Annotated in this window: 27 protein-coding genes; 14 read left to right on the top strand and 13 right to left on the bottom strand. The window is 61.8% G+C overall.

The genetic code is table 11. From position 1 onward, the window contains the following. Position 1 precedes the first annotated feature (1 nt). Positions 2-910 (top strand): dienelactone hydrolase family protein, encoded by a 909-nt coding sequence (locus LDB26_RS01630; protein ID WP_257540008.1) that lies wholly within the window; start codon positions 2-4, stop codon positions 908-910. Here LDB26_RS01630 and LDB26_RS01625 read toward each other — a convergent pair whose 3' ends face one another. Continuing rightward, on the bottom strand, positions 911-1,405 hold the full coding sequence (locus LDB26_RS01625) for a peroxiredoxin (RefSeq protein WP_231746459.1): 495 nt from the start codon (positions 1,403-1,405) through the stop codon (positions 911-913). 57 nt (positions 1,406-1,462) lie between these two features. Beyond that, positions 1,463-1,861 (bottom strand): VOC family protein, encoded by a 399-nt coding sequence (locus LDB26_RS01620; protein WP_257540006.1) that lies wholly within the window; start codon positions 1,859-1,861, stop codon positions 1,463-1,465. 30 nt (positions 1,862-1,891) lie between these two features. Here LDB26_RS01620 and LDB26_RS01615 point away from each other — a divergent pair, with 30 nt between their 5' ends. The 4 genes from LDB26_RS01615 to LDB26_RS01600 all read left to right on the top strand — a co-directional run bounded on the left by LDB26_RS01615 (position 1,892) and on the right by LDB26_RS01600 (position 5,016). After that, on the top strand, positions 1,892-2,428 hold the full coding sequence (locus LDB26_RS01615) for a hypothetical protein (RefSeq protein WP_257540004.1): 537 nt from the start codon (positions 1,892-1,894) through the stop codon (positions 2,426-2,428). A gap of 51 nt (positions 2,429-2,479) precedes the next feature. Beyond that, complete coding sequence (gene recF, locus LDB26_RS01610) at positions 2,480-3,550, top strand: DNA replication/repair protein RecF (protein ID WP_062063287.1); 1,071 nt, start codon at positions 2,480-2,482, stop codon at positions 3,548-3,550. A gap of 108 nt (positions 3,551-3,658) precedes the next feature. Further along, entirely contained in the window at positions 3,659-4,195 is a 537-nt protein-coding gene (locus tag LDB26_RS01605; protein ID WP_062063285.1) for a CHAP domain-containing protein, read from the top strand. Between the two features lie 74 nt (positions 4,196-4,269). Beyond that, the gene (locus tag LDB26_RS01600; protein ID WP_062068471.1) at positions 4,270-5,016 is read left to right on the top strand and encodes a CHAP domain-containing protein; all 747 of its coding nucleotides are present in this window, start codon (positions 4,270-4,272) and stop codon (positions 5,014-5,016) included. A gap of 3 nt (positions 5,017-5,019) precedes the next feature. Here LDB26_RS01600 and LDB26_RS01595 read toward each other — a convergent pair whose 3' ends face one another. The 5 genes from LDB26_RS01595 to LDB26_RS01575 all read right to left on the bottom strand — a co-directional run bounded on the left by LDB26_RS01595 (position 5,020) and on the right by LDB26_RS01575 (position 8,568). Next, positions 5,020-5,289: a DUF3297 family protein gene (locus LDB26_RS01595; RefSeq protein WP_062063283.1), complete on the bottom strand. Its 270-nt coding sequence runs from the start codon at positions 5,287-5,289 to the stop codon at positions 5,020-5,022. A 130-nt stretch (positions 5,290-5,419) separates the two neighbouring features. Beyond that, on the bottom strand, positions 5,420-5,704 hold the full coding sequence (locus LDB26_RS01590; protein ID WP_257540001.1) for a hypothetical protein: 285 nt from the start codon (positions 5,702-5,704) through the stop codon (positions 5,420-5,422). Between the two features lie 115 nt (positions 5,705-5,819). Then, positions 5,820-7,061, bottom strand: a complete 1,242-nt coding sequence (locus tag LDB26_RS01585) for a cyclopropane-fatty-acyl-phospholipid synthase family protein (protein WP_257539999.1) — start codon at positions 7,059-7,061, stop codon at positions 5,820-5,822. Positions 7,062-7,093: 32 nt separating this feature from the next. Beyond that, the gene (locus LDB26_RS01580; protein WP_257539997.1) at positions 7,094-7,846 is read right to left on the bottom strand and encodes a molybdopterin-binding protein; all 753 of its coding nucleotides are present in this window, start codon (positions 7,844-7,846) and stop codon (positions 7,094-7,096) included. Beyond that, entirely contained in the window at positions 7,843-8,568 is a 726-nt protein-coding gene (locus LDB26_RS01575; RefSeq protein ID WP_257539995.1) for a cytochrome b/b6 domain-containing protein, read from the bottom strand. Before LDB26_RS01575 ends, LDB26_RS01580 begins: the two co-directional genes overlap by 4 nt. A 280-nt stretch (positions 8,569-8,848) precedes the next feature. On the opposite strand from LDB26_RS01575, the gene LDB26_RS01570 reads away from it, so the two are divergent. The 3 genes from LDB26_RS01570 to LDB26_RS01560 are packed head-to-tail and all read left to right on the top strand — an operon-like array spanning position 8,849 to position 10,183. Further along, complete coding sequence (locus LDB26_RS01570; RefSeq protein WP_062063272.1) at positions 8,849-9,355, top strand: outer membrane protein; 507 nt, start codon at positions 8,849-8,851, stop codon at positions 9,353-9,355. Between the two features lie 15 nt (positions 9,356-9,370). Further along, a complete protein-coding gene (locus tag LDB26_RS01565) occupies positions 9,371-9,658 on the top strand; it encodes a hypothetical protein (RefSeq protein WP_257539993.1) in 288 nt (95 codons plus the stop codon). Positions 9,659-9,670: 12 nt separating this feature from the next. After that, a complete protein-coding gene (locus LDB26_RS01560; RefSeq protein ID WP_257539991.1) occupies positions 9,671-10,183 on the top strand; it encodes a porin family protein in 513 nt (170 codons plus the stop codon). 80 nt (positions 10,184-10,263) lie between these two features. Here the strand turns inward: LDB26_RS01560 and rlmN are convergent, their stop codons facing one another. Both rlmN and LDB26_RS01550 read right to left on the bottom strand, forming a co-directional pair. Continuing rightward, the gene (gene rlmN, locus LDB26_RS01555) at positions 10,264-11,523 is read right to left on the bottom strand and encodes a 23S rRNA (adenine(2503)-C(2))-methyltransferase RlmN (protein WP_062063268.1); all 1,260 of its coding nucleotides are present in this window, start codon (positions 11,521-11,523) and stop codon (positions 10,264-10,266) included. 109 nt (positions 11,524-11,632) lie between these two features. After that, positions 11,633-12,124 (bottom strand): hypothetical protein, encoded by a 492-nt coding sequence (locus tag LDB26_RS01550; protein WP_257542221.1) that lies wholly within the window; start codon positions 12,122-12,124, stop codon positions 11,633-11,635. A 172-nt stretch (positions 12,125-12,296) separates the two neighbouring features. Between LDB26_RS01550 and dnaN the strand changes: the two genes are divergently transcribed. Both dnaN and LDB26_RS01540 read left to right on the top strand, forming a co-directional pair. Continuing rightward, the gene (gene dnaN / locus LDB26_RS01545) at positions 12,297-13,409 is read left to right on the top strand and encodes a DNA polymerase III subunit beta (protein WP_062063264.1); all 1,113 of its coding nucleotides are present in this window, start codon (positions 12,297-12,299) and stop codon (positions 13,407-13,409) included. Between the two features lie 92 nt (positions 13,410-13,501). Further along, positions 13,502-16,105 carry a bifunctional diguanylate cyclase/phosphodiesterase gene (locus tag LDB26_RS01540; RefSeq protein WP_257539988.1) on the top strand — a complete coding sequence of 868 codons (2,604 nt, stop codon included), beginning with the start codon at positions 13,502-13,504 and terminating at the stop codon, positions 16,103-16,105. A gap of 162 nt (positions 16,106-16,267) precedes the next feature. Here the strand turns inward: LDB26_RS01540 and LDB26_RS01535 are convergent, their stop codons facing one another. Next, positions 16,268-19,036 (bottom strand): TonB-dependent receptor, encoded by a 2,769-nt coding sequence (locus LDB26_RS01535; protein WP_257539986.1) that lies wholly within the window; start codon positions 19,034-19,036, stop codon positions 16,268-16,270. A gap of 136 nt (positions 19,037-19,172) precedes the next feature. On the opposite strand from LDB26_RS01535, the gene pip reads away from it, so the two are divergent. Beyond that, positions 19,173-20,114: a prolyl aminopeptidase gene (gene pip / locus LDB26_RS01530; RefSeq protein ID WP_257539984.1), complete on the top strand. Its 942-nt coding sequence runs from the start codon at positions 19,173-19,175 to the stop codon at positions 20,112-20,114. Between the two features lie 246 nt (positions 20,115-20,360). Here the strand turns inward: pip and LDB26_RS21505 are convergent, their stop codons facing one another. Continuing rightward, a complete protein-coding gene (locus tag LDB26_RS21505; protein ID WP_062063254.1) occupies positions 20,361-21,176 on the bottom strand; it encodes a cold-shock protein in 816 nt (271 codons plus the stop codon). Positions 21,177-21,425: 249 nt separating this feature from the next. Between LDB26_RS21505 and LDB26_RS01515 the strand changes: the two genes are divergently transcribed. The 3 genes from LDB26_RS01515 to LDB26_RS01505 are packed head-to-tail and all read left to right on the top strand — an operon-like array spanning position 21,426 to position 23,279. Continuing rightward, entirely contained in the window at positions 21,426-22,043 is a 618-nt protein-coding gene (locus LDB26_RS01515; RefSeq protein ID WP_257539982.1) for a ribonuclease D, read from the top strand. A 25-nt stretch (positions 22,044-22,068) separates the two neighbouring features. Beyond that, a complete protein-coding gene (locus LDB26_RS01510; RefSeq protein ID WP_062063250.1) occupies positions 22,069-22,716 on the top strand; it encodes an LPS export ABC transporter periplasmic protein LptC in 648 nt (215 codons plus the stop codon). Continuing rightward, the gene (locus LDB26_RS01505; protein WP_257539980.1) at positions 22,716-23,279 is read left to right on the top strand and encodes an LptA/OstA family protein; all 564 of its coding nucleotides are present in this window, start codon (positions 22,716-22,718) and stop codon (positions 23,277-23,279) included. Before LDB26_RS01510 ends, LDB26_RS01505 begins: the two co-directional genes overlap by 1 nt. 79 nt (positions 23,280-23,358) lie before the next feature. Here the strand turns inward: LDB26_RS01505 and LDB26_RS01500 are convergent, their stop codons facing one another. Together LDB26_RS01500 and corA are read right to left on the bottom strand one after the other, a co-directional pair. Next, positions 23,359-23,976 carry a peptidylprolyl isomerase gene (locus tag LDB26_RS01500; RefSeq protein WP_062068467.1) on the bottom strand — a complete coding sequence of 206 codons (618 nt, stop codon included), beginning with the start codon at positions 23,974-23,976 and terminating at the stop codon, positions 23,359-23,361. 140 nt (positions 23,977-24,116) lie between these two features. Then, positions 24,117-25,082 carry a magnesium/cobalt transporter CorA gene (gene corA, locus LDB26_RS01495; RefSeq protein WP_257539978.1) on the bottom strand — a complete coding sequence of 322 codons (966 nt, stop codon included), beginning with the start codon at positions 25,080-25,082 and terminating at the stop codon, positions 24,117-24,119. Positions 25,083-25,090: the final 8 nt, after the last annotated feature.

Raw genomic sequence — 25,090 nt, 5'->3', positions numbered from 1 at the left:
CATGAGCCAGCACCCCCATGATCATAGCGAGCGCCTGCCCGAAGACCGCAACTGGATCAGTTCCACGGGCCTGAACCGGCGGCGGCTGCTGATCGGCGGCACCTTTGCCGCGGGTTTCGCCGCGGCCTGCCGCCCCGTGTCCAGCAGCGCGATCCAGACCTCCGCGCAAGGGCTGGCCGAAGAAAGCGTGTCGATCCCTACCGATGACGACTTTGCCATGCCCGCCTTCGTCGCGCGCCCTGCCGACACGGAAAACGCCCCCGTCATCTGTGTCATTCATGAGATTTTCGGCGTCCACGAATGGGTCCGCGACATATGCCGCCGCTTCGCAAAGGCCGGCTATTATGCGATCGCCCCCGACCTCTTCGCCCGCCACGGCGATGCGACGAAGATTCCCGAGATCAAGCAACTGGTGGACACCATCGTTTCCAAAGCCCCCGATACGCAGGTGCTGGCCGACATCGATGCGGCATATGCCTGGGCCGGTAGCCACGGCGCGAACGGAACGCGGCGCGGCATCACCGGCTTTTGTTGGGGTGGGCGGATCGTCTGGCTCTATGCAGCCCATAGCCCCAATCTGGATGCGGGAGTCGCTTTCTACGGCCGCCTCGTCAGCCAGAAAACAGCACTTCAGCCGCTAAGTGTGATCGAGGAAGTGACGAAACTGAAAGCCCCGGTGCTCGGTCAATATGGCGCGCTCGACAAGGGGATACCGTTGGCCGACGTGGATGCCATGCGCGCCGCGCTCAAGCAGGCGGGCAAGTCCCCGCCCGACGAAATCACCGTCCATCCCGGCGCGGACCATGGCTTCATGGCGGACTATCGTCCCAGCTATGACGAAGCCGCCGCCACAGCGGCATGGCAGGCAACGCTGGGCTGGTTCGACCGCTATGTGAAAAAGGGCAAGTGACTATTTCCCCGTTATCGCCTTCACCGCTGCCAGCGTGCTTTGCACATGGCCGCTATAATTCATCTCGCTATGGACAAAGGCGATGCGGCCCGACGGCGCGATAACATAAGATGTGCGGTCGGTCATGCCCGGCCGCATCTTGAGCGCCACATCATAACCCTGCACGATCCCCGGCCCGGCGGAAGCCACAGCGAATTTGCCAGCGCACTCCTTGGTGGAAAAGGCGACCAGATCATCGACCGGATCGGTCGACATGCCAATGACTGTGGCGCCGGCCTTCTTGAAGTCCTCGATATGCTCGGCAAACTCGCGGGCTTCGGCGGAGCAGCCAGGGGTGAACGCCTTGGGGAAGAAATAGAGCACCACCGGCCCGCGCTTCAACTGGTGCGATAGAGTGAGCGTGAAGGTCTTGCCCGCCATCGCGCCGCGCGTGGTGAAATCAGGCGCTTTCGCACCAACGGCCAGTGCCGCCGTTGCGCCAGTCGCGCTCATCATTGCGGCTGCGACAAGGGAAAGCCCCGCGATCCGTGCGATCGATCTGCTTGACATGGTTCAATTGTCCTTATCTGACGATGCGGGCGGCTCCCACAATTCGATGGCATTACCTTCCGGATCATGGATTCGTGCGAAACGGCCGACCGCGGGATCGTCCCACTCATCCTTGGTGATGATCTCTATCCGCGCGGCGCGCAAGTGCGCGAGCAGGCCGTCGAGATCGCTCACACGGAAATTCATCATGAAATTCTTGTCGGCGGCGAAATAGTCGCTGTCCAGATTGAACGGCGAAAAGACCATCGGTCCCCCCAGCGTCTGCCACACCCATTCATTAGGCGGTGCCGCAGGATCGCTCGTGCAACCAGCGCCAACGCCCAGATGCTGTCGATACCATGAGGCCAGCGCGTCGGGATCACGCGATCGGAAGAACAATCCGCCCATTCCCAATACAGGCATGAAAAAGCACTCCTGACACAATCAAGGCAAGTGTCATCCTTCTTCCCCAGCGGAACTCTTGCCCGCGTCGCCAGTTCCTTCCGGATGCGTTTCTATCTTCCTTTCGCCCTGCCGCTTCTGCTTGTCGCCTGCGATGGCGGCCATGATCAGCAATCCGGCATGATCACCGATATCGAAAATGCGACGTCTTCCGGCCCACAGGAGAAGATAGTCACGAACAATGCCAACCCACCGCCCGAAAATGCCACAGCGCCACGCGCGCAGGAGACCGGATCACTAATCCCCACGGCATTACAGGGGCGCTGGACGGGAATAGGCGACGATTGCACCGACAAAACCGCCGAGCAGGAACTGTCCATCACGCCGAAGGAACTGATCTTCCATGAAAGCGTCGGCACCGTGACCAGTATCGAACAGCAGGCGGATGGGCGGATGAAGGTAAACGCGTCCTTTACAGGCGAGGGCCAAAGCTGGACCCGTAGCTTGACGCTCAAACCCTCCGCCAAGGGGCAGGAACTGACTATGGTAAACGACGGCGTAGCTGTCACGCGCAAGCGTTGCGGTTGAGCTGCGCGGCGTACGCTTCCTAAACCGCTTCCGCACCGCTAGAGCGGCCTGATGATCGGCCGACTGACCCTAAGCGATTTCCGCAATCATGCGGACGCGCTGATCGTACCCGATCATGCATTCATCCTGCTGACCGGCGAAAATGGCGCGGGCAAGACGAACATCCTGGAAGCAGTGTCGATGCTGGCTCCGGGGCGCGGGCTGCGCGGGGCGGCTCTGCGCGACATGGCAAAACAGGACGGCATGGGGGGCTTCGGCATAGCGGCGGAGGTCGATGGCGTGATGCTGGGCACAGGAATCGTGGCCGACACGCCCGATCGACGACAGGTGAGGATCGGCGGGGTTGCCTCTTCCGCCAATGCGCTGGCAGATCATTTGTCAATCATGTGGCTAACGCCCGCAATGGATCGCCTGTTCATGGATAGCCCGGGCGGGCGGCGGCGGTTTCTGGACCGGCTGACCCTAGCGCTGCACCCCAGTCATGCCGCCCATAGCGCTCGCTATGAAGCGGCGATGCGGGCGCGTAACCGGCTGCTGGGCGATCTTAGAAACGCCGATCCGCTCTGGCTCGACGCGCTGGAAGCGCAGATGGAGGAGCATGGCGCCGCGCTGGCCGCCGGGCGCACCGATCTGATCACGCGGCTGAACACCTTGCTGGTGGATCAGTCCGACGCCCCCTTTGCCCGGCCATCACTCGCGCTCCAGACGGAAGAAGAAAGCCACGATTCGCTTGCCCGCCGCCTTAGCCGAGAGCGGCGGCGGGATGCCGCCGCTGGGCGCACATTGTCGGGGCCACACCGGCAGGATCTTGCCGTCACGCACGTCGCCAAGGGCCAGGCGGCAGCACTCTGCTCGACGGGTGAACAAAAAGCCTTGCTGCTCTCTATTCTGCTTGTCCACGCCGCTTTGGTGGCGGCTTCGCGCGGGCAGCCGCCGGTGCTGCTGCTCGACGAAGTGGCAGCCCATCTCGATCCGTTGCGTCGGAGCGCCTTGTTCGACCGGCTGCGCGGCATGGGCGCGCAGGTGTGGATGACCGGGACGGAAAGTGCGCTTTTCCAAGATATTGACGCAGCCACACGGCTGTCCATCACGGCTGGTCAGCTCTTTCGTTCCGCCAGCTAACGCGCGGTAGCAACGACTCGTCGCCCCGCACTTTTCAATTCGTCCGGCCTCTGCCCTAAGGCCGTGACGGGGATGAAACACCTTTAATATATTCGGGGGTCGCAACGCATGATCGGTGGTTTTCGCGCTCTGTTCGCAGCAGTGATGCTTGCGCTCGGCGCCCTGACCGTTACGCCTGCTACTGCCGGCGTACTTCAGTGCGTTCCCTATGCCCGTCAGATTTCCGGTATCCAACTTTATGGCAATGCCAACACCTGGTGGTCCCAAGCGCAGGGCCGCTATGATCGCGGACATGAACCACGCGTAGGCGCGGTTCTGGCCTTTTCATCCAGCCGCGCCATGCCTGTCGGCCATGTTGCGATGGTGAGCAAGGTCATCAGTGATCGGGAAGTGCTGCTGACCCACGCCAATTGGTCCTATCGTGGCGGGATCGAACGCAATGTCCGGGCCATCGACGTGTCGCCGAACAATGACTGGTCCGACGTGCGCGTATGGTACGGCCCCATCGGCAAGCTGGGCCTGCGTTCCAATCCGGCGCGCGGTTTCATCTATGCCAGCCCCGCGCGCGACGATACGACGGGCGTGCAGTTCGCTTCAGCCGATCGCGCCACTGCGGGCTCCGAATCCGCGCACGGTGCCTACTGAACGTTTAACCACTTCCTAAATGTCGCGACCTAGGATCGTCCCCGGTGGGGCGATTCTCTGTTTGAGGTCGCATGATGTTTCGATGGATTCGTTGGGCGGTGGCGATGCTCCTGTCCGGCGCGATGGCTGCGCCCGCTCTGGGGACAACGCCTCTTCAATGCGTTCCCTATGCGCGCATCGTCTCCGGCGTGGAGATTTACGGCGACGCGCTGACATGGTGGGCACAGGCGGAAAACCAATATCAACGCGGGCATAGGCCGCGCAAAGGCGCAGTTCTCGCCTTCCGTCCGGCGGGGCCGATGGCGCTGGGGCATGTGGCGGTGGTCAGCCATGTGATGGACGCGCGACGTATCTTGATCCGCCATGCCAACTGGTCCGCTCCCGGAGCGATCGAGGAAGACGTGATGGCGGTGGACGTTTCCCCCGCCGGGGATTGGAGCGAGGTGCGCGTATGGCACAGTCCGACCCGCCGGATGGGTGCGCGGATCAATCCGACCTATGGTTTCATCTATGGCGACAGGGAAAAGCTGCATCCCTTCACGCCCAATCCGGCCATGGGGAGCAGCATCCGTTTGGCCAGCATGGATCAGGACGCATGGCGGGATGTTCAGGTGCCGGCGCGCGCGGTTTTCCGTCCTGCGTCGAATGAGGCGCGATTGCAGAGGACGGCATCGAACGATATGCGAGATCGGCGCAAATCCGCCCATGAGCCATGGCTTGAGAGCGATCCGCGCGTGATGGAATATGCCGATGCGACGCCCGCCTCGCGTTCGCTGGGCGACATTATCGCCGACGTGAAGCAGGAAGCGCGGATGCGCTGAGGATTATTCCCCGCTTGTCTCAGATGTGTCTTCAGCAGCGGTTTCAAACCAGGCTTCGACCGGCCCGGACAGTTTGATGGTCAACGGATTGCCATGACGATCGCGGGTCTTGCCCGCCGCGACGCGAATCCAGCCTTCGGAAATGCAGTATTCCTCGACATCCTTCCGTTCACGCTCTTTGAAGCGGATGCCGATACCGCGCTGCAGGACTTCCATGTTGAAATGGGGGCTGCGCGGGTTGGTCGAAAGACGATCCGGGGGCGTGTCGCTCATATCTCTGCTTCCTGTGACGTGTGCGGCGCGCCTACCCCGTCACCCTGCCGCGCGTCAACCATGGCGCGGCGGAGAAAGAGGAGGAATGGACGCGAGCCGCGCCTGTTCGCCCCTCCCCTTTCATCCGGCTTCAGCGGCAGATTCGGACGCGAACGCGCCGGTCGGCATAATAGCTGTAGCGCCATTCGGTCCAGCAACGCTGACGATAGCCGCGCCAGTTCGCCCGATAGTGACGGTCACGGCGCCAGTCACGGCGATCGCCTCTCCAGTGACGCCGGTCATTCCAGCGATGATCGCGGTCGCCGCGCCAGCCGTCGCGATAACTATGGTCGCGCGCCTGTGCGGGAACCGACGTCGCGCCCAGGCTGGCGATCGCCAGTCCCAGCGCAGCAGCGCCTTTCCACAAAAGGGTCATGATACTTCTCCTCACGCAGTCCCGCCGCTCCAGCCGACGGGACTTGATGAGGAAGATGGGCGTTAGCGACTGAACCGTCGGGGAACGCGCCTGTCAGTTTGGGTTCAGGCTTATCCTACCGCCCGCGCAGACCTGCTTCGGCCTGCGCCATATAATCGCGGGTGATCGGCAGGGTGCGCCGGTTACGCGCATATTGGACCTGAAAATTCACCATGCTGCCATGCTCGAACACCGTCGCGGCGCCCGCCAGATAGAAAGTCCACAGGCGGAAAAACCGCTCGTCATACAGGGCGACGATCTCTTCCTTGTGCTCCATTGCCCGCTTATACCATTCGCGGATCGTAAGGCCGTAATGCAGGCGCAGAACCTCCACGTCCGTCACCATCAGGCGCGTGCCCTCACTGCCTTTCAACATTTCAGACAAAGCTGGGATATATCCGCCAGGGAAGATATATTTTTGCGTGAAGGCGTCGGTGATGCCAGGACCGTCCACCCGCCCGATGGTGTGGATCAGCATCACCCCTTCAGGCGTCAGCAGGTCACGGCATTTGTTGAAGAAGGTGCGGTAATGCGCTGTGCCCACATGTTCGAACATGCCGACGGACACAATCCGATCGAACGGCCCCTCCATATCGCGATAGTCGATCAGTTCGAAACGGACATGGTCCGATACGCCAGCATCCTGTGCTCGCTGGCGCGCAACCTTGAGCTGTTCTTCCGACAGGGTGATGCCTGTCACATCGACGCCGCAGGTGCGGTGGAGATAGAGCGCCATGCCACCCCAACCACAGCCGATGTCCAGCACCTTCATGCCCGGTTCCAGCAGCAGCTTGGCAGCGATATGCGCTTTCTTGTCTTCCTGCGCCTCTTCCAGGCTGATCCCCGCCTGATTGTCGGCATCGGGCCAGTAAGCGCAGCTATATTGCCGGTCCTTGTCGAGGAAGAGCGCATAAAGCGCGCCCGACAAATCATAATGATGGGCGACATTGGCTTTGGCGCGGGAACGATGGTTGGCGCGCCAAAGCGTCTGTCGAAGCGCCTTGAAACCGCGTTTCAAGGGCCCTTTGGCGCTGATCGATTTGCCGTTTTCCCAAGCGTTATTGACGCGAATTAGGGAGATCAGTTCCATGATCCCGCCACCTTCGATGATGACCCGCCCGTCAATATAGGCTTCCGCCATGCCGAGCCGCGGATCCTTCAATATATCGATGGGAACGCGCGAATCGAGGAATTGAAGGGTCAACGCGGGAAAGGCTGGATCGGCCGTTCCCACCGTGCTGCGAGAGCCGTCATGATAGATGACCGTAAGCTGACCTTGCGAAACCAGTCGTTTGAGAACCCGATCGAATATTTTCATGCGCCGCACCCTGCCCTGTCATGACGCGGGCGTCAAATGCCTGCATACCAGTCATAACCAGCCCGATCTTCCCAGTAGCCGCCCTTACCCGCGCCGATACCGGAGAGACTTTCCACCACCTCTATTCCCGTCAGATATTTGGCGTGCTTGTAGCCAAGCTGCCGCTCCACCCGCAGTCGCAGCGGCGCCCCGTTCGCCACCCGCAAAGGTTGATCGCCCAGTGCGAAAGCCAGAATGGTCTGGGGATGGAACGCGTCGATCAGGTCGATGCTTTCATAATAGGCATTACCGTTCCCCATATCGTCGGCGCAGCGAAAAACGATGTAGCGCGCGCGGCTGCTCATCCGCGCCGCATTCAGAATCAGCGATAGCGGCACGCCGCGCCATTTGCCGATCGCACTCCATCCTTCCACGCAATCGTGGCGCGTAATCTGCTCGCGATGGGGCATGGCATGAAGTTGCACGAGGGAAAGCGACAGGGGCCGGGCCACCATTCCGCTTACGCGCAGCCGCCAGTCGGCAAAGCCGTTGCGCCACAGTGTCTTATATTCGGGCGTGTTGGGATTAGCGGTGCCGTTCGCGCGAAAAAAGGGGGAAATCTGGTCGGGCCGGAATTCATGGGCGAGGGCATCGCGGCGCATCAGACTGCGTTGCGCCCATTTATGGAAATTCTCGGCTGAAAACAGCGTGTCGCGCACCCTTTCATTGCTCGCCAGCCGATCGCATCCGGCCAGCGTGACCGCTCCGCCCAGCACCAGTGCGCGGCGGGATAACAAAAGCGTCATCTCCCTTCCTCCGGCAGACGATATTTGCCGGTGAGCATCGACCGGATTTCATTCAACGGCCCCGCCAGCAGAACCATGAGAATGTGAACGAGAAAAAAGGCCATCAGGGCGAACGCCGCCAGGAAATGAAGCGACCGGGCCGATTGGCGACCGCCAAACAGATCGATCAGCCAGGGCCAGGCCGCGTTCATGCCCGGTGACATGGTAAGCCCGGTCAGAATGACCAGCGGCAGCAATAGAAAGATCACGGCCATGTAACTGGCCTTTTGCAACACATTATAATGCAGCGCCGCTTCCCCCCTTGGGAAACGCAACCGGACATGATCCTTGACGTCTCGCCAGAGATGAGCAGGCGCCAACTCACCCCGGCGGAAAAGCAAATCCTTACCAATATGCCCATTGCCAAGGCTCCAGAGCATATAAGCGAGGAGCGAGACGATCAGGATCGGCGCGGCGGTCAGGTGCCAATGCCGCGATATGGCGAGATTATAGAGTGCCGGCAGGGTGATCCAGCCCGGAAAACGATCCAGTTCCAGCCACGCATGATCGAAATTGGCGCCATACTGGCCCCAATAGAGCCGGGGGTGGGCATTGAAGATGCCAAGGCCACTGGTGAACAGCGTGTAGAGCAGCAGCACGTTCGCCCAATGCCACAGACGGGTGGACAGCCGATGGCGTTGCACCATACGCGCCGCAGTAGCGGGGACCAAGCCTTCTTTCATGGCAGGCACTGTTACTCTTTTGCATCAGTCAGGTCAAAATGGATGTTCCCTGACGGAAATGACAGAAGCCGTTCATGTGGCAGCCATCTGGCGAGAGCATAAGCGCGCTCCCGTCGCAAGTAAGATCGTCGGATATATAAGCGACTACGGAACGATACCTGCATGTTTCAAGGGGGGCTTGATCAAAATAAATAATAGATCAGTCCCTTTTCAAAACTGATTGAGTACCTAGATAGAGTTCATCCCGGTTCAGGGTGTCAAAGAATAAATGAGGAATATCATGAAGACTGCGATTCTCGCGGCCATTGCTGCTGCCTCCGTTGCCGTTCCAGCTTTTGCTCAGGACGCAACTCCCTTTACTGGCCCGCGTGCAGGCGCGATCCTGGGTTATGACAATATCCAGGGCAGCGATGGTTTCACCTATGGCGCCTCCGCCGGTTACGACATCGCGGTGGCCCCGCGCATCACGGCCGGCCCGGAAGTGTCGTTCAGCGACTCCACCACCAAGGACAGCGGCGTCCACGCCAGCCGCGACCTCGCCGCCTCGCTGCGTCTCGGTTATGCCGTGACGCCGAAGGTTCTGGCGTTCGGCAAGGTCGGCTATGCCAACACCCGCTTCGAATTTGCCGGCGCGCATCAATCGCTGGAAGGCGTGCGTTTCGGCGGCGGCCTGGAATATTCGGTGACTCCGCGCACCTATATTTCCGCCGAATATCAGCGCACCGAATATGAAGATGATTTCGGCGGCCGCAATGCGGGCGTCGTCGGTATCGGCTTCCGCTTCTAAGCACGGAACCAGTGTATGGAGAAGGGCGGCTCCTCTTGTGAGCCGCCCTTTTTTTGCATCTACGCTTGCGCCGCCCAAACTGTTGCGAAAAAACATCAATCCTCAATAATGTTTATGACGATGTTGCAACTCGATCCATGGCGACGCATATGCGCGTCACCGCAGGTGAACATTGCGGTTCATGAGAAGGCTGAAGGCTGCTTACCGCAGTCTTTTTGCAAGGTGATAAAGAAAACAATCGAAACACCAAATCATGAATACATGACGGCTATTGTCATTCCGACAATGTTGCCGCTTCCATAATATGAGGGTTTTATGAAGACTGTGATTTTCGCAGCCGCTGCTGCTGCCGCTTTTGCCGTGTCCGCGCCTGCTTTCGCTCAGGAAGCCGCGTCCTTCACGGGTCCGCGCGCCGGCGTGACCATGGGCTATGACAAGTTCGACGGTGAAGATGGCTTCAGCTATGGCGTGACCGCCGGCTATGACCTGGCGCTCGCTCCCCGCGTGACCTTCGGCCCCGAAGTGTCCTTCGGCGACACCACCACCGGTGAAGGCGGCGTCGAAATCAGCCGCGACCTCGCTGCTTCGGTGCGTCTGGGTTATATTGTCACCCCGCAGATCCTCGCCTTCGCCAAGGTCGGCTACGCAGACACCCGCGTCGACGTCGGTGGTGCGGGCTTCGCGGTGGAAGGTGTGCGTTATGGCGGCGGTCTGGAATTTGCAGCCCGTCCGAACATCTACATTTCGGCTGAGTATCAGCGCACCGAATATGAAGCCAATTTCGGTGGCCGTGATGCGGGCGTCGTCGGCATCGGCTTCCGTTTCTGATCCTTCCTGGACAGCAAATAGGAAAGGGCGGTCCCATGGGGCCGCCCTTTTTCGTTGCGCCATATTAGGTTGGTGAACGATCAGCCCAGCGCCGCCTGTTTCTCCTCGGCCAGCCGGTTGAGTTCGGCGCGGCTCTTCTTCTCGCTCGCGGATTTGAGCTGCCCACACGCCGCCATGATGTCCCGCCCGCGCGGCGTGCGGACCGGAGCGGAAATACCGCCTTCGAACACTATGTCGGAAAAGCGCCTGATCCGCTCCGGCGTCGAACATTCATAGTCGGTGCCCGGCCATGGATTGAAGGGGATCAGGTTCACCTTCGCAGGCAATTTGAACTGGCGGAGCAGGCGGACAAGCTCATGCGCGTCGGCGTCGCTGTCATTCTTGTCCTTTATCATCACATATTCGAAGGTGATGCGCCGCGCATTGTTCGCGCCGGGATAGTCGGCGCAGGCCTGCAACAGCTCCTCGATCCCATATTTCCGGTTGAGCGGCACCAGTTCGTCGCGCACGTCCTTGGTCACGGCATGGAGCGACACGGCAAGATTGACGCCGATCTCCTCACCTGCCCGCGCCATCATCGGCACTACACCAGACGTGGAGAGAGTGATGCGCCGCTTCGACAAAGCCAGCCCGTCGCCGTCCATCACGACCTTCAGCGCGTCGCGCACATGGTCGAAATTATAGAGCGGCTCGCCCATGCCCATCATAACGATGTTGGTCAGCATCCGGCCGTCGGGCGCATATTGCGGAGCGTCATCATCCTCATCCTCGATGGTCGAGGACATACTCCCCTTGGGCCATTCGCCCAGCGCGTCGCGCGCCAGCATCACTTGCCCCACGATCTCGCCCGGCGTCAGGTTGCGGACAAGGCGCATCGTGCCGGTATGACAGAAGCGGCAGTTGAGCGTGCAGCCGACTTGGCTCGACACGCAGAGCGTCCCCCGATCCGCGTCGGGGATGAACACCATTTCATAATCCTGCCCGTCGTCGGAGCGCAGCAACCATTTCCGCGTGCCGTCGCTCGACACCTGCGCCTCCACCACCTGCGGACGGCCGACGATGAAGCGCGCCGCCATCCAGCCGCGCATCGGCTTGGCGAGGTCGGTCATCTTCTCGAAATCGGTCTCGCCGCGATGGTAGAGCCAGTGGAAAAGCTGCTTGGCGCGCAGCTTCGCCTGCTTGGGCTCCAGCCCCGCGCTTTCCAGAACAGCACGGATCCGATCGCGCGCCAGGCCTAGCAGGTCGACGCGGCCATCCTCGCGCGGTGTTACGGCGCGCGGCACGGGCACAGGATCGATAGCGCCGGGAATCGGCATGAGCGGGTTGGCGGCTGTCTGCATAGGGCGCGCACATAGTCGATTTGCCTGGATTTTGAAAGGGTGCGGCTTGCCAGAGCATTTTGGAGTCAGCTGGCACGGCTGACGGCTCACAAAAATGCGGCAAAAAGATCTAGCGCAGTTTCGCGCATCCCAGCGCCGCCGCGTCGATCGCCGTCGCCGCCCCGCGCAAAGCGTAGGTGTCGGCAAAAGCCCGCCCGCGCATGTCGGCGGACTGCACGCTCATGCTGGTAGCCGACCGCATCGCCGCGACGATGGCGGCGTCTCCGCGCGCATCGGGGGCCCAGGCATCGACCTGCCCCGCGACAAGGGGAAAGCGCCTATCGCCAATGCTCAGGATCACGGGCGCCTTGTCGCCGCGCATCCGACTCAGGCGAAAATGAACCTGCCCCCGCAGCTTCTCGCGCGGCCAACTCGCAACCGAGGCGAATCCATTGAGCGCAGCGCTGGAACGGATGCTAACGGGCTGCGCGATGGCGTAGCAGCGCGGCGTCGCCGGATCGCGGAAAGCGCCCCAACCTTCGAATATCCCCAGCGAATCGCGCGCCTGCGCTGGCGCGGCAGCCAGCATCAGGATGGGGATCAGGGCAAGGGCGCATCGCATTCCCCCGGCAAAGCCCAAGCCGATTCCTTTTGCAAGCCTTGGCTTTGCACGGAAAGGATGAGCGAGTGCTTGCCGCCGCCGTCATAGCGGCTATGAAGGACCATCCATCATTGTCACCCGGATTCGACCGAAGCCGGGTCATCGGCGAAAAAGAAACGGACAGAACAGGGACATGAAGGCCACCATCGAACGCGCAACGCTCCTGAAAAGTCTGAGCCACGTCCAGTCGGTGGTCGAACGGCGCAACACCATACCGATCCTGTCGAACGTGCTGATCGAAGCATCGGCGGACGGCGCGATCAAGCTGATGGCGACCGACCTCGATCTCCAGATCGTGGAGAGCATCTCCGCGCAGGTCGAACAGGCCGGGGCCACCACCATTTCGGCGCACACGCTGTTCGACATCGCGCGCAAGCTGCCCGAAGGCAGCCAGGTGCTGCTCCACGCTGCCGAGGGCAAGATGCTGATCCAGGCGGGCCGTGCGCGCTTCAACCTGTCGACCCTGCCGCGCGACGACTTCCCGGTGATCGCGGAAGGCGACCTACCGACCAGCTTCGAACTGCCCGCCGAAACGCTCAAGCAGATCATCGACAAGACGCGCTTCGCGATTTCGACCGAAGAGACGCGCTATTATCTCAACGGCATCTATTTCCATGTGTCGGATGAAGGCCAGCCGGTGCTCAAGGCCGCGGCGACCGATGGCCACCGCCTCGCCCGCGTGACGGTTCCCCGGCCCGATGGCGCGGATGGGATGCCGGGCATCATCATCCCGCGCAAATGCATTGGCGAGCTTCGCAAGCTGCTGGACGAGGTCGAAGGATCAGTCGCAGTTTCGCTGTCCGCCAGCAAGATCCGTTTCGGCCTTGGCAGCGCGATCCTGACCAGCAAGTTGATCGACGGCACTTTCCCCGATTACAGCCGCGTCATTCCGACGGGGAACGACAAGTTGCTCAAGATCGACCCGCGCAGCTTCGAGGAAGGCGTGGACCGTGTCGCCACCATCGCCACGGAAAAGACCCGCGCGGTCAAGATGGCACTCGATCGCGACAAGATCACACTATCCGTCACCAGCCCCGAAAACGGCACGGCTGCGGAAGAAGTCTCCGGCGCGTTCCAGGGCGAAGGCTTCGAAATCGGCTTCAACGCCCGCTATCTGCTCGACATATTGGGGCAGATCGACAGCGACCTCGTCGAACTGCATCTGGCTGATGCGGCGGCGCCCACGCTGATTCGCGAGAATGATCGCAGCCCGGCGCTCTATGTGCTGATGCCGATGCGAGTGTGATTGCCGATCTTCGCGAATGAAGTGATTAAATTCCGTCGTTTTTGAGCCTTCTAGGTAAGCTTCTTTCAAGAAGTTTGGGTTAGGCACAGGGCATGAACCCCGTGCGTCCAGCTTTTCCGGAGTCCACAGCGCCCAGTCCCGGCCTCATGACGTCGCTGGGACTGGCAGAAAGCGGTGGAGATGTATCTGCGACCTGGGTTTCACGGGCCTTCCTTCTCATTGCCGCGCTTTGGCCGCTGGTTCTGCTGGCGAAGATTTGCATTTCCGCCCTCTACGGCGCGCCTTTCCATCATATAGCCAGCCCATGGCAATCGATCCTGCTGGCGGCGATGCTGTTGGCGGACGGCGCGCTGATGATCGCGCCGCGCCAGAGCCGATTCCGCGCGCTCATGCCACATGTACAGATGTGGCTTATGCTGCCCATGGCTTTCCTTTCGGGACTTACATTCAGCCTCTGGTGCAATGTCACCGCCCCGTCCCTGCATTTCATCGTGCCCGAATTTGCCGTCGCGCTGCTGGCGGTGTGCATCTTCGGCGACCGTAGGCTGCTGGGCCTGTCCTATTTCCTGGGCGTCCTGCTGGTGTCGGTCATGCAGCAAGGCGGCTGGATGCAGGCCGGGCTGGCGGTGAGCTGCGTGTCGGTCATGCTGATCGCCACGGTGCGGCAGGCCAGGGTGGACCGCGATCAGGCCATGCTACGCTACCGGCAGGAATTGCGGGCCCAGCGTTCCGACCGACTGCTTCATGAATATGAACGCTCCGGTCGGGGCTGGTTCTGGGAAACGGACCGGCAGGGATTGCTAGTCTATCTTTCCAAAACGCTGGCCACGACGTTGGGCAGGCCCGTCGAACAACTCATCGGACAACCTTTCACCGATCTTGTCGGCCCCGGCAACCGCCCTCATGGCGACGGTGAACGTACATTGGGATTCCATCTGTCGGCGCGTTCGGGTTTTACCGAGGTCGCCGTTCAGGCCGCGATGATGAACGAGGAGCGCTGGTGGTCGATTTCCGGCCAACCGGTATTCAATGAATATGGTCAGTTCCAGGGCTTTCGCGGCAGCGGCACCGATCTTACCGAAATAAAGCGCAGTCAAGCCGAAGTGGCGCGACTGGCCCAGTTCGATTCTCTCACAGGCCTCGCCAATCGGGTCCAGATAATGCAGGCGCTGGAGCACTCCATCAAGAGCATCAATGGCCAGATGGGCGAATGCACCCTGATGATGCTGGACCTGGACCGTTTCAAGAGCGTCAATGACACGCTGGGACATCCGGCCGGAGACGCGCTGTTGCGACAGGTCAGCGAGCGACTGCTCCGAGTGGTCGGCAATCAGGGGCTGGTCGGCCGCCAAGGCGGCGACGAGTTCAAGATCCTTCTGGTCGGGCGTCAGGACCCAGCGGTGCTGGGCCATCTCGCCCAGGCTATCATCAGCACCATATCTCAGCCCTACAAGATCGAGGATACGTCCGTCGTCATCGGCGTTTCGATCGGCATTTCCCACTGCCCGCACGACGGCGTGACCACCGACGCTCTGATCCGCAACGCCGATCTGGCGCTTTATGCGGCAAAGGGCAACGGCCGAGGCGTCTATCGCTTTTATTCATCCGACATGCACGCCGATGCGGAAGATCGCCGCCGACTGGAGGAGGATTTGCGCGACGCGCTGGCGACCGACGCGCTGCATCTGGTCTATCAGCCGGTCGTATCGTCCGTCACCGAACAGATCACTGGCTATGAAGCGCTGCTTCGCTGGCAGCATCCCCGGCGGGGGCTGATTGGCCCCGATATCTTCATTCCCATCGCGGAGGATACAGGCCTGATCGCGCAGATCGGGGACTGGGTGATCCGCACAGCCTGCAAGGACGCGGCGCAATGGGTGGGAAGCACGCGCGTGGCGGTCAACGTCTCCCCAATCCAGTTCGCCAATCCCAGCTTTCCCTCCACAATCATGAACGCGCTGGCGTCGACGCAATTGTCGCCCGAACGCCTGGAGCTGGAAATCACCGAGAGCGTGTTCCTGAACGACAATGCGGACACCGATTCGATGTTCGCGCGACTGAAGGCCCTGGGCGTACGTCTGGCGCTGGACGATTTCGGGACAGGTTATTCCTCGCTCGGCTACTTGAAGAAAGCGCCGTTCGACAAGATCAAGATCGACCAGAGCTTCGTGCGCGGCGCGGCGATCAAGGGCAATCGCAACAGCGCAATCATCAAGGCCATCGTAAGCCTGGCCGAAGCACTGGGCATGGACACGACGGCGGAGGGCGCGGAAACCCATGACGAGCTGGACCTGATCCGCCAACTGGGGTGCAGTCATGTGCAGGGCTATGTCTACGGACGGCCGATGGGCGCCGCTGAGGTGCTCGAACGTCAGTTGAGCGCGGGCACTGCTGCCAAGGTCGAAGGTTTCAAATCCAGTCGGCCCGAACGCAAATCCATGCTGCGGACCGTGGCCGTGCATAATGACGGAGACATATATTCCGCGCGCATCCGCAACATTTCCGCCACCGGCGCGCTGGTCGAAGGACTGTGGGACGTGCCGGAAGGGACGACCTTCATCATCGAGCTGGCGGACAATTATTTCGCCGACGCCGTCGCACACTGGTCGAAGGATGACCGCATGGGCGTGGAATTCCGGGAGGCGGTCGATCTCAGCCGCCTGAAAACCACCACTCGCCGCCTACTCGCATCCTGACCTCTCGGGATTGTCTCCGTTCTCGGCCATTCCTCCCAACACCCGTTCGCCCGGAGTAGGGGTGAGCGAAGCCGAAGTGGCTACTCAGGACGAACGGATGGAATATGTCCAAAATCCACCTAATAACCGCCGCTTTGCAAGATCACGCGGCAGCATGGCCGGTCAGAAGAACAGCTTGCGGAAACTGATCGTCACCGTGCGGCCCAGCGGGTCCAGATAGTCCGGCTGATAACGCAGCGGCGTCGCCCCGGTCGCGTCCGTCACATCCCGCCGCGCATTGAAGATATTGTCGATGCCGATGGAAACCCGCGCGCCTCGCAGGAAAGGATGGTCGCGCACCAGTCCGGGCATCTGCCCCAGATTGGCGAAGAGGCGCAGATTGGCGGTGGCGAGGCTGCCGAAGTTCAGGCGCGACGTGCCGCCCAGCGCGCCGTCGACATGCGTCCCGCTTTCCCAGTTGACGCTCAGCCGCCCGCCGATGCCGTTGTTGGAATAGCCCAGCCGCGCTTCGACCTCATGGCGTGGTTGCCCGCCCGATGAACCGGTCGCGTCGCCGCTCAGCAGGTTGAGTTCCGGCACGCCCGGCGCGATCAGGATGCTCTCGGTCAAATGCCATGTGTGATACAGGCTGAAGCTGAGGCGTCCGCCACCGCCGCCGCCACGCCGCCCGCCAAAACCACCCCGCCCGCCGAAGCCGGTGCCCGGCCTTCCGCTCGGTCCCGCGTTGCTGCCGCCAGTCTCACCCGGTCCGCCCGGACCAGCATCGCGTCTGGGTTGGCCGTCGCCGCCTCCCTCGCCGTCGCCTCCACCAGCGGGACGGCGATTGCCGAACAGCGATTGCAGCTCGACCGGCCGGTTTTCGGGCTTTCCACCCGCCGCGCGCCAAGCTTCCATCAGCTTCTGCACATGCGATTTGAGCGGGATCGACAGGTTGAAGCCCCAGTGCAGTTCCTTGCTTTGCGACCGCAGGAAATTGATCGGCCTCGCGTCGATCTGCGTCAGCGCGCCGTCCGCATCGCGCAGGAAACGATCCTGAAAGGCCGCCTCTATGGCGGGTGTGGGCGTGGGGAAGGCCGCGATGGGATTACGGGTGCGGCTGTTGAGGTAGGTCGCCGTCAGCGTCAGATTGGGCTTGTCGAAGGGCTTCACCGTTGCGCTCAGGCGGAACTGGTCGCGCACGCTTTCCTTCAGCCCGGCATTGCCACCCGACAACGTCGTCACGAACACCGTCTGCCCGGTGGCATAATCGAAGACAGGCATATTGGGCGTGGAGATCAACGGATCAGTGATCTGCGATCCGGTTGGCGCGGCCCGGTCCTGATTGGCGGACATCAGGACCTGAACCGCCTTCACTGGCTTCCAGCGCAGACCGTAGCCCAGCGTCGAAAGCGTGCCGAAATCCGACAGGCGCTGCGCGGCGGCGTTTATGTTGACGCCGATGTCGCCCAGCATCCCCAGCACGTCCCGCGACCGGCTGGTGAGCGGCACGTCCAGGCTGATCTGCCCGCTCGCGATTTCCCGGCTATAATCCGCATTGCGCTCGACCCCCGACCGGATCGACCAGCTTTCAAAGCCATTGGCCGACCCGCCCAGACTGAGCGATGTCGTGACCTCCCCCGCAGGCAGGTCGAATAGCGGGCCGCTCAGCAGCAGATCGCCCGAAATCGCCTGCGATTTCGCCCGCGCACGGTCGGTGAGGCGTGTGGCCAGCAGATTGCCGGACATGTCGCCATAGGGGTTCACCGACGCGTCGCCCGCTTCCAGCGCCGCCTGTATCGCGCCGGTGGAAATGCCGCGATCCGTCCGCGTGCGGGTGTCGGAAATGTCGCCATTGCCGGTAAAGGACCATTGCCATCCGCCCCCCAGCGCGCCGTTCAGCGTGATCCCGATATGGCCCGTGGTGCCCCTTATCCCCTGCCCCAGCGCACCCGTCTGCGCGAGATAGCGGTAAAGCCGCGCATCGCCCGCGAAGGGCGAGAAGGGATTGCCTGCAGGCAATGTCAGCGCCGCCGCCGACAGCCCCTGAAACGAATCGTTGTCCGAAAGCTCCAGCCGCCCGTTGATGGTGGCCGACACCCCGCCCAGCGCGCGAGCCAGCGTGGCGTTGGCGGCAAAATTCTCTGTGGCGGGGCTGAGCGTGCGATAGCGGCCAAGGTCGCTGACGCTCTGCTGTCCCGCGCCCGCCACGAAATCGCTAAGCGCAGGCACGGAGGCAGCCGCACTTTTCGGCACGGCAGCCACCGTCACGGTCTGCCCGGCAAGGGCAGAAAGCGCCGGATCGATTTCCCCGTCCTGCGTCGGGGCGGTGATATTGCCGCCCAGCGAATAGGGCCGGGACGGCGCGGTCGGAATGATATCCCGCTGGCTTTCCAGCAGTTGCGCGGCGCGGCTATATTTGAGGTTCAACGTGAAGCGGTTGTCGCCCCGGATACGCATGATGCCTGCTTCGGCCGATCCATTCTCACGCCCGCCATCTGTCGTCACGCCCCCGCGCACATCGGCGGATTCCGCGCGAAAACGCTGGCGCAGCACAATGTTCATGACCTTCTGCGTCGGCGCATAGCCATAGGACAGCGCAACCTGTTCGGGCAGCACGTCGACCCGCGCCACCGCTTCGGAAGGGAGATCCTGAATCTCCGAAAAGCTGGAGATGCGCTTGCCGTTGAGGAGGATGATGGGCGTGCCGTTGGTTTCGGCCGACAGTTCAGACACCATTTCGGAAATCGACGCGACGCCCAGCGCGCGGATGTCGGCGGCGCGGAACTGCTGTTCGGGCTGGACATCTCCGAACACCGCCCCACGTTCCGGCTGGCCGGTGACGACTATTTCCTCCCCTTCGTCCATCTCCACGGGCGGGCGGCGCTCGGCCTCCTGCGCCATCAGCGCGCCGGGCGCCGCGCCGGACAATAAGGTGAAAATGGCAAAGGACATGGAACGCCGCACGGAAACCCCCAAAACAGACCTGAACATGGCCTGCCTAGCAGCCAGTTGTCGCAAAATTCTCGCGGAGCAAAGGGAGATTTGTCGCAAATTGTATTTCCGACATGGGAGATTGTAATGTCGGACCATGCGAACACTTTATCCCCCGATCGAACCTTTCACCTCCGGCCATCTCGATACCGGGGACGGCCACAGCGTCTACTGGGAACGCGCCGGAACGCCGGGCGCGAAGCCCGCCATCTTCCTTCATGGCGGGCCAGGCGGGGGCTGCGCGCCCGATCATCGGCGTCTATTCGATCCGGCGCGTTATGACGTGCTGCTGTTCGACCAGCGCGGCTGCGGCCGCTCGACGCCCCATGCCGACCTCAACGCCAACACGACATGGCATCTGGTGGCCGACATCGAACGGCTGCGGACCATGATGGGCGTCGAAAAATGGCTGGTTTTCGGCGGGTCATGGGGATCGACGCTAGCGCTCGCTTATGCTCAGGCCCATGCGGATCGCGTCAGCGAACTGGTGCTGCGCGGCATCTTCACCGTCCGCAAGCGCGAGATCGACTGGTATTATCAGGAGGGCGCGAGCCGCATCTATCCGGACAAATGGGAACGCTTCCTCGCGCCTATAGCGCAAAGCGAGCGCGGCGATCTGCTCCATGCCTATCGCCGCATCCTGACGGGAGAGGATCATACGGCGCAGATCGCAGCGGCCAAGGCATGGAGCGTCTGGGAAGGCGAAACCATCCGCCTGCTGCCCGACCCCGATCTGTCGGCGACCCACGAAGCCGACGATTTTGCGCTCGCCTTCGCCCGAATCGAAAATCATTATTTCGTCCATGGCGGCTGGCTGGAGGACGACCAGCTCATCCGCGACGCGGGCAAGCTACGCGACACTCCCGGCGTCATCGTGCAGGGCCGCTATGACATGGCCTGCCCGGCGGAGACCGCCTGGGCGCTGCACCGCGCTTGGCCGCGGGCGCGCTTCGAGATGATCGAGGGCGCGGGCCACGCCTATAACGAGCCGGGCATATTGGACGCCCTGATCCGGGCAACGGATGGGTTCGCAAGGTGAGAGATTGGTGGCGACCCGGCATCCTTCCCCGACACCGCGGACTTGTTCAGCTTCGCAGGCTCGGCTCAGGGTTCAATTGCCGGATCAAGCAGGGTTCTTGGGACATGATGATTACTGAACCAAGTTCAGCATGATGTCGCGGGCAACGCCCGCTCTCGACCCATTCACGGCAACCTTAAAAGAAAAAGGGCCGCCGGGCAGGCGACCCTTTCTTGCTCTGTATCCTGACGGCAGGATAGCAGGGCGTCAGTCGGCCTTCGACTGGAGATTCACCGCCGCATATTTGCCGCGGCGATCGACTTCCAGTTCGAAGTCCAAACGGTCGCCTTCGTTGAGGGCGGGCATGCCCGCACGCTCAACCGCACTGATGTGCACGAATGCGTCCGGCTGGCCATCATCGCGCTGAATGAAGCCGAAGCCCTTCATCGCGTTGAAGAACTTGACCGTGCCGCTGGCGCGCTCGCCGGTAAGCTGACGCTGAGGACCGCGATCGCCACCACGCTCAGCGCCGCCGAAACCGCCTGCGCGCGGCTCACGCGGCGCACGTTCCTCGACCGGAAGCGGCTCGCCCTCGATCTTCAGGTCGGTCGCCGACACCTTACCCCCGCGATCGACGAGGGTGAAGCCAAGCGGCTGCCCTTCCGCCAGGCCGGTCAGGCCTGCCTGTTCGACCGCACTGATGTGCACGAATACGTCTTCGCCGCCATCATCACGCACGATGAAGCCGAAACCCTTCTGTCCATTGAAGAACTTTACGACGCCAGTGCCTTCGCCGACGACCTGTGCGGGCATTCCGCCGCGACCGCCGCCAAAACCACCAGCGCCGCCGCCGCCAAAGCCGCCGCCACCGCCGCTGCGGAAACCACCGCCGCCGCCAGCGCCACCGCCGCCGAAGCCACCTCGGTCACCACCGCCGAAGCCGCCGCGATCACCGCCGAAACCACCACGATCACCAAAGCCGCCACCGCCGAAAGTGCGGCCACCTTCGTAGAAACTGTCTTCGCCGAAACCGTCGCGCTTGTCCTTGCCGCGCCCGCCGCGGCGACCTCTATCAAAACTCATGCCCTGTTGGTCACTTTCGCTTCGCCCAAATGTAAAATCGGACAAACATGCCGGGCGAAATGACATGCAGAATCCACCGCAGCACAGCGGTTTGAGAATCACTATATCAACTTTTCGGGGGAGCGCGAATGATTTTAGCCTGCAACCCGTCAGATTCCGCTGGCCCGCATTTCCATAGAGACAGGATGCGATAGAGACAGGATGAAAGCCTCGATTGCGATATGACCGCTTTCACCATAGAGGGGAGCCATGACCGTCTATTTCCATGAAGAGGATCTGCCCGAGGGCGTCCTTGCACCCGGCCCGATCGCCGTCGATACTGAAACCATGGGCCTCATCACCCCGCGCGACCGACTGTGCGTCGTCCAGATCAGCGACGGCAAGGGCGATGAGCACCTGGTGCGCTTCAGTCCGGGAAGTGATTATGCCGCGCCAAACCTGAAGGCGGTTCTGGCTGATCCGGAGCGGCTGAAACTCTATCATTTCGGGCGTTTCGATATTGCCGCCATCAAACATTATCTGGGTGTGATCGCCGCGCCCGCCTATTGCACCAAGATCGCCTCGCGTCTGGTACGGACCTATACCGACCGTCATGGCCTGAAGGAACTGGTGCGCGAACTGCTGGGGCAGGAAATCAGCAAGCAGCAGCAAAGTTCCGACTGGGGCGCGCCGCTGCTGTCCGACGCGCAAAAGGATTATGCGGCGTCGGACGTGCGTTATCTGCATCTGCTGAAAGAACAGCTCGACAAGCGGCTGATCCGCGAAGGGCGCATGGAACTGGCGCAGGCTTGTTTCGATTTCCTCCCTCATCGGGCTGACCTAGATCTGGCGGGGTGGCCGGAGATCGATATCTTCGCCCACATGTAAGGATATAAAGGGAAGCGCGCCATCCATGTCGATCCAGGCTGAACAGCAACGCCATGCGCGCCGCCACTGGGCGCGGCCGGGCGGCAGCCATGACCGGCTGGTCAGGACGCTTAAGAACTGGCTGCCGGTCGCGGTGGGCGTTCTGGCGGCGCTGTTGGCGACCGCGCCCTTCACCGGCGGGGACAAGGTCAGCTTCCTGCTCGACAAGAACCGGGTCGAGATCGCGCATGAGAGGATGCGCCTGACAGAGGCGCTCTACCGAGGGGAGGACAGCAAGGGGCAGCCCTTCTCCCTGCGCGCGGGATCGGCGGTGCAGAAAAGCTCACGCGAGCCCGTCGTGGACTTGAGCGACCTGTCAGCGCGCATATTGCTGTCCGACGGCCCCGCGGTGCTGAGTGCACAAAAGGGCCAGTATAATATGGATAGCGAACGGGTCGGCATCATCGGCCCGGTGCAGTTCGAGTCGGCGGGCGGATACCGCATGACGACCCGCGATGTCGGCGTCGACCTTCAGTCCCGCAGGCTCAAGAGCGCAGGCCGGGTCGACGGGCGCATCCCCATCGGCACCTTCAGCGGCGATCATCTGGAAGCGGATCTCAATGCCCGCACGGTGACGCTGAACGGCAGGGCACGCTTGCGCATCGAACAAAATGGCCTCAAAGGGCGGAACTGATGAAACGCACCGTCACCCTCTTTTCACTAGGCGCGATCGGCACCGCGAGCGCCATTTTCGCGGGGGCAGGCGCGCAGGTGATGAAGAATCACGATAGCAATGCGCCGGTCAACTTCTCCGCCGATCGGATCGAAGTGCAGGACCGCGCCGACCGGGTGGTCGTGTCGGGCAATGTCGTCGTAACACAGGCGGGCATGACGCTGAATGCGGCGCGCATGACCGTTGCCTATCGCCAGACGCCGGGCAACAGCACTGGCAATACCGGCAGTGGCGTGGAAGTCGATCGGATCGATGCTTCGGGCAATGTCGTTGTGACAAAGGCGGACCAGACGGCGCGTGGCAATGTCGCCATTTACGACCTCAACAAGCGGCTCATCACCATGTTGGGCAATGTGGCGCTGACGCAAGGCGCGAATCGTCTGACGGGCGGGCGGCTCGTGATGGACCTCAACAGCGGGCTTTCCACTGTCGACGGGCGGGCGAGCGGCGGGACGCCAGGCGTTTCGGGCGGGTCCAGCGGGCGCGTATCAGGCACCTTTTCCGTGCCGCAGCGCAAGAATTAGCTGGAAGGAAAGCGCGTCGCCATTCTGGATAGGAACCTAGGAACGCGGCCTGCCTTCCAATATAGGCACGGTCGTTTCTTCACTTCGCTTTCGGACGGTTAATCCCGATCAGCCAGGGCTTCACCTTGCCGGTCGGGAGTGGCGTTCCGTCGAGCCTTTTGGCGCGGATGATGCGGATCGGCTTCACGATCATCTGCCCGCGCATAGGACCTGAGCCACAACAAGTCGGCATGGCGAGGATGCGCTTTACCACGTCCATCCCCGCGACGACATGACCGAAGGCGGCATAGCCGATATAACTGCCCTGCGCGTCCATGTTCGGCGTCGGCCCCACCGTGATGAAAAAATTACCCATCGCCGAATCGGGACGGTTGGGCCGCGCCATCGACAGCGTGGCGTTGAGATGGCGGATGCCCGTCTTGCTCGTCGACTCATGCTGGATGGGGGGCAACGCACGACGCGCATCCGTGTCGATGCCGCCCTGGATCAGGCCGAGTTCCGGTGCGCTTTTGCGTCGCGCCGCCCGATAGAAAGTGACGCCATCGAACCGCCCATCATCCACATAGGCCAGGAAATTGGCTGCTGTGTGCGGGGCATGGCGATTGTCGGTAGCAACGATGATCGTCCCGACAGAGGTTTCGATGGCGACCCGGGTATAGCCCGGCGTCGGGCGATTGGCAGGAAGAGCGGCGGCCATGCCGGGAAGAAAGGCGAAGATCAGCAACAGGAAACGTGGGACAGTGGAAAAGGACTTCAACGGACAGGCACTCATATCTGGATCGGAAGGAAGCGGGACAAGGCTAAAGACGCCGCGGACCAATCGCAACCAGCGACCGCCTAGAGCCAGTTGGCCCGCTTGAAACGCAGGTAAAGCAGTCCGCAGATGCTCGCCATCACCGCCAGAACGACGAAATAGCCATAATGCGTCCGCAGTTCAGGCATATTGTGGAAATTCATGCCATAAATTCCCGCAATCGCGGTGGGCACGGCAAGGATGGCGGCCCAGCTTGCCAATTGCCGCGTGGTAGCGCCCTGCCGCTGGGATTCGAGCAGATGGCTGACCTCGAACACCGAAGTCAGCACTTCGCGCAAATTCTCGACCATGACTTCAACCCGCCGCACATGATCATACACGTCCTTGAAATAGGGCTGCACCTGCGCGTCGAGACAAGGCAGATCGAGATGCACGAGCCGGCTCGCCATTTCCGACATGGGGCCAAGAATACGGCGAAAACGGATCAGTTCCCGGCGCAGGTGAAAGATACGCATGATGTCGTCCCGCTCAAGAAAAGTGTCGAGCGCCCGATCCTCCATCGCGAGCACTTCCTCCTCAATGGTTTCAACAATGGGCAGATAACCGTCGACGATGAAATCGAGGATCGCGTGGAGCACATAGTCGACGCCATGGCTGAGCAGCGAAGGCGCCGCCTCCAGATGCGATCGCAATTCCGTGTGAGCGCGGGCAGAACCGTGCCGCACGGAGATGATATGGTTCGGCCCCAGAAAAACCGCCGTTTCCCCGTAGAGGATCTTGTCCCCATCCAGATGGGCCGTGCGCGCGACCACGAAAAGTTGATCGCCATATACGTCCACCTTCGGAAGCTGGTGCGCCTTGAGCGCGTCCTCGACCGCCAAGGGGTGCAGGCCATAATGCACCTGCAACGTCCGTAATTCCTGCTCCGACGGTTCCACCAGCCCGATCCATACGAAATCGGACGGATTCCCCATCACCGGTGCATGATCGAGCGAAACACTTTCGACTGGTTTCCCCGCGCTGTAGAGATAGGCGGCAACGACGCTCATGATGTCTC

It is taken from the genome of Sphingobium sp. CFD-1, assembly GCF_024611115.1.
In the GTDB taxonomy this organism is placed as follows: Bacteria; Pseudomonadota; Alphaproteobacteria; order Sphingomonadales; family Sphingomonadaceae; genus Sphingobium; species Sphingobium baderi_A.
This window is presented reverse-complemented; position numbering and strand designations above follow the sequence as displayed.

Excerpts from the sequence above, each read along its gene's own strand:
- LDB26_RS21505 (WP_062063254.1), bottom strand. The coding sequence starts at position 21,176 with ATGAGTTTTGATAGAGGTCGCCGCGGCGGGCGCGGCAAGGACAAGCGC.
- LDB26_RS01505 (WP_257539980.1), top strand. The coding sequence starts at position 22,716 with ATGAAACGCACCGTCACCCTCTTTTCACTAGGCGCGATCGGCACCGCG.
- LDB26_RS01605 (WP_062063285.1), top strand. The coding sequence starts at position 3,659 with ATGATCGGTGGTTTTCGCGCTCTGTTCGCAGCAGTGATGCTTGCGCTC.
- LDB26_RS01580 (WP_257539997.1), bottom strand. The coding sequence starts at position 7,846 with ATGACGCTTTTGTTATCCCGCCGCGCACTGGTGCTGGGCGGAGCGGTC.
- LDB26_RS01500 (WP_062068467.1), bottom strand. The coding sequence starts at position 23,976 with ATGGCCGCCGCTCTTCCTGCCAATCGCCCGACGCCGGGCTATACCCGG.
- LDB26_RS01625 (WP_231746459.1), bottom strand. The coding sequence starts at position 1,405 with ATGATGAGCGCGACTGGCGCAACGGCGGCACTGGCCGTTGGTGCGAAA.
- LDB26_RS01585 (WP_257539999.1), bottom strand. The coding sequence starts at position 7,061 with ATGAAAATATTCGATCGGGTTCTCAAACGACTGGTTTCGCAAGGTCAG.
- LDB26_RS01560 (WP_257539991.1), top strand. The coding sequence starts at position 9,671 with ATGAAGACTGTGATTTTCGCAGCCGCTGCTGCTGCCGCTTTTGCCGTG.
- LDB26_RS01535 (WP_257539986.1), bottom strand. The coding sequence starts at position 19,036 with ATGTCCTTTGCCATTTTCACCTTATTGTCCGGCGCGGCGCCCGGCGCG.
- LDB26_RS01570 (WP_062063272.1), top strand. The coding sequence starts at position 8,849 with ATGAAGACTGCGATTCTCGCGGCCATTGCTGCTGCCTCCGTTGCCGTT.
- LDB26_RS01540 (WP_257539988.1), top strand. The coding sequence starts at position 13,502 with ATGAACCCCGTGCGTCCAGCTTTTCCGGAGTCCACAGCGCCCAGTCCC.
- LDB26_RS01575 (WP_257539995.1), bottom strand. The coding sequence starts at position 8,568 with ATGAAAGAAGGCTTGGTCCCCGCTACTGCGGCGCGTATGGTGCAACGC.
- pip (WP_257539984.1), top strand. The coding sequence starts at position 19,173 with ATGCGAACACTTTATCCCCCGATCGAACCTTTCACCTCCGGCCATCTC.
- corA (WP_257539978.1), bottom strand. The coding sequence starts at position 25,082 with ATGAGCGTCGTTGCCGCCTATCTCTACAGCGCGGGGAAACCAGTCGAA.
- recF (WP_062063287.1), top strand. The coding sequence starts at position 2,480 with ATGATCGGCCGACTGACCCTAAGCGATTTCCGCAATCATGCGGACGCG.
- rlmN (WP_062063268.1), bottom strand. The coding sequence starts at position 11,523 with ATGCAGACAGCCGCCAACCCGCTCATGCCGATTCCCGGCGCTATCGAT.
- LDB26_RS01515 (WP_257539982.1), top strand. The coding sequence starts at position 21,426 with ATGACCGTCTATTTCCATGAAGAGGATCTGCCCGAGGGCGTCCTTGCA.
- LDB26_RS01565 (WP_257539993.1), top strand. The coding sequence starts at position 9,371 with ATGGAGAAGGGCGGCTCCTCTTGTGAGCCGCCCTTTTTTTGCATCTAC.
- LDB26_RS01630 (WP_257540008.1), top strand. The coding sequence starts at position 2 with ATGAGCCAGCACCCCCATGATCATAGCGAGCGCCTGCCCGAAGACCGC.
- LDB26_RS01590 (WP_257540001.1), bottom strand. The coding sequence starts at position 5,704 with ATGACCCTTTTGTGGAAAGGCGCTGCTGCGCTGGGACTGGCGATCGCC.
- LDB26_RS01510 (WP_062063250.1), top strand. The coding sequence starts at position 22,069 with ATGTCGATCCAGGCTGAACAGCAACGCCATGCGCGCCGCCACTGGGCG.
- LDB26_RS01595 (WP_062063283.1), bottom strand. The coding sequence starts at position 5,289 with ATGAGCGACACGCCCCCGGATCGTCTTTCGACCAACCCGCGCAGCCCC.
- LDB26_RS01600 (WP_062068471.1), top strand. The coding sequence starts at position 4,270 with ATGTTTCGATGGATTCGTTGGGCGGTGGCGATGCTCCTGTCCGGCGCG.
- LDB26_RS01620 (WP_257540006.1), bottom strand. The coding sequence starts at position 1,861 with ATGCCTGTATTGGGAATGGGCGGATTGTTCTTCCGATCGCGTGATCCC.
- dnaN (WP_062063264.1), top strand. The coding sequence starts at position 12,297 with ATGAAGGCCACCATCGAACGCGCAACGCTCCTGAAAAGTCTGAGCCAC.
- LDB26_RS01550 (WP_257542221.1), bottom strand. The coding sequence starts at position 12,124 with ATGCGATGCGCCCTTGCCCTGATCCCCATCCTGATGCTGGCTGCCGCG.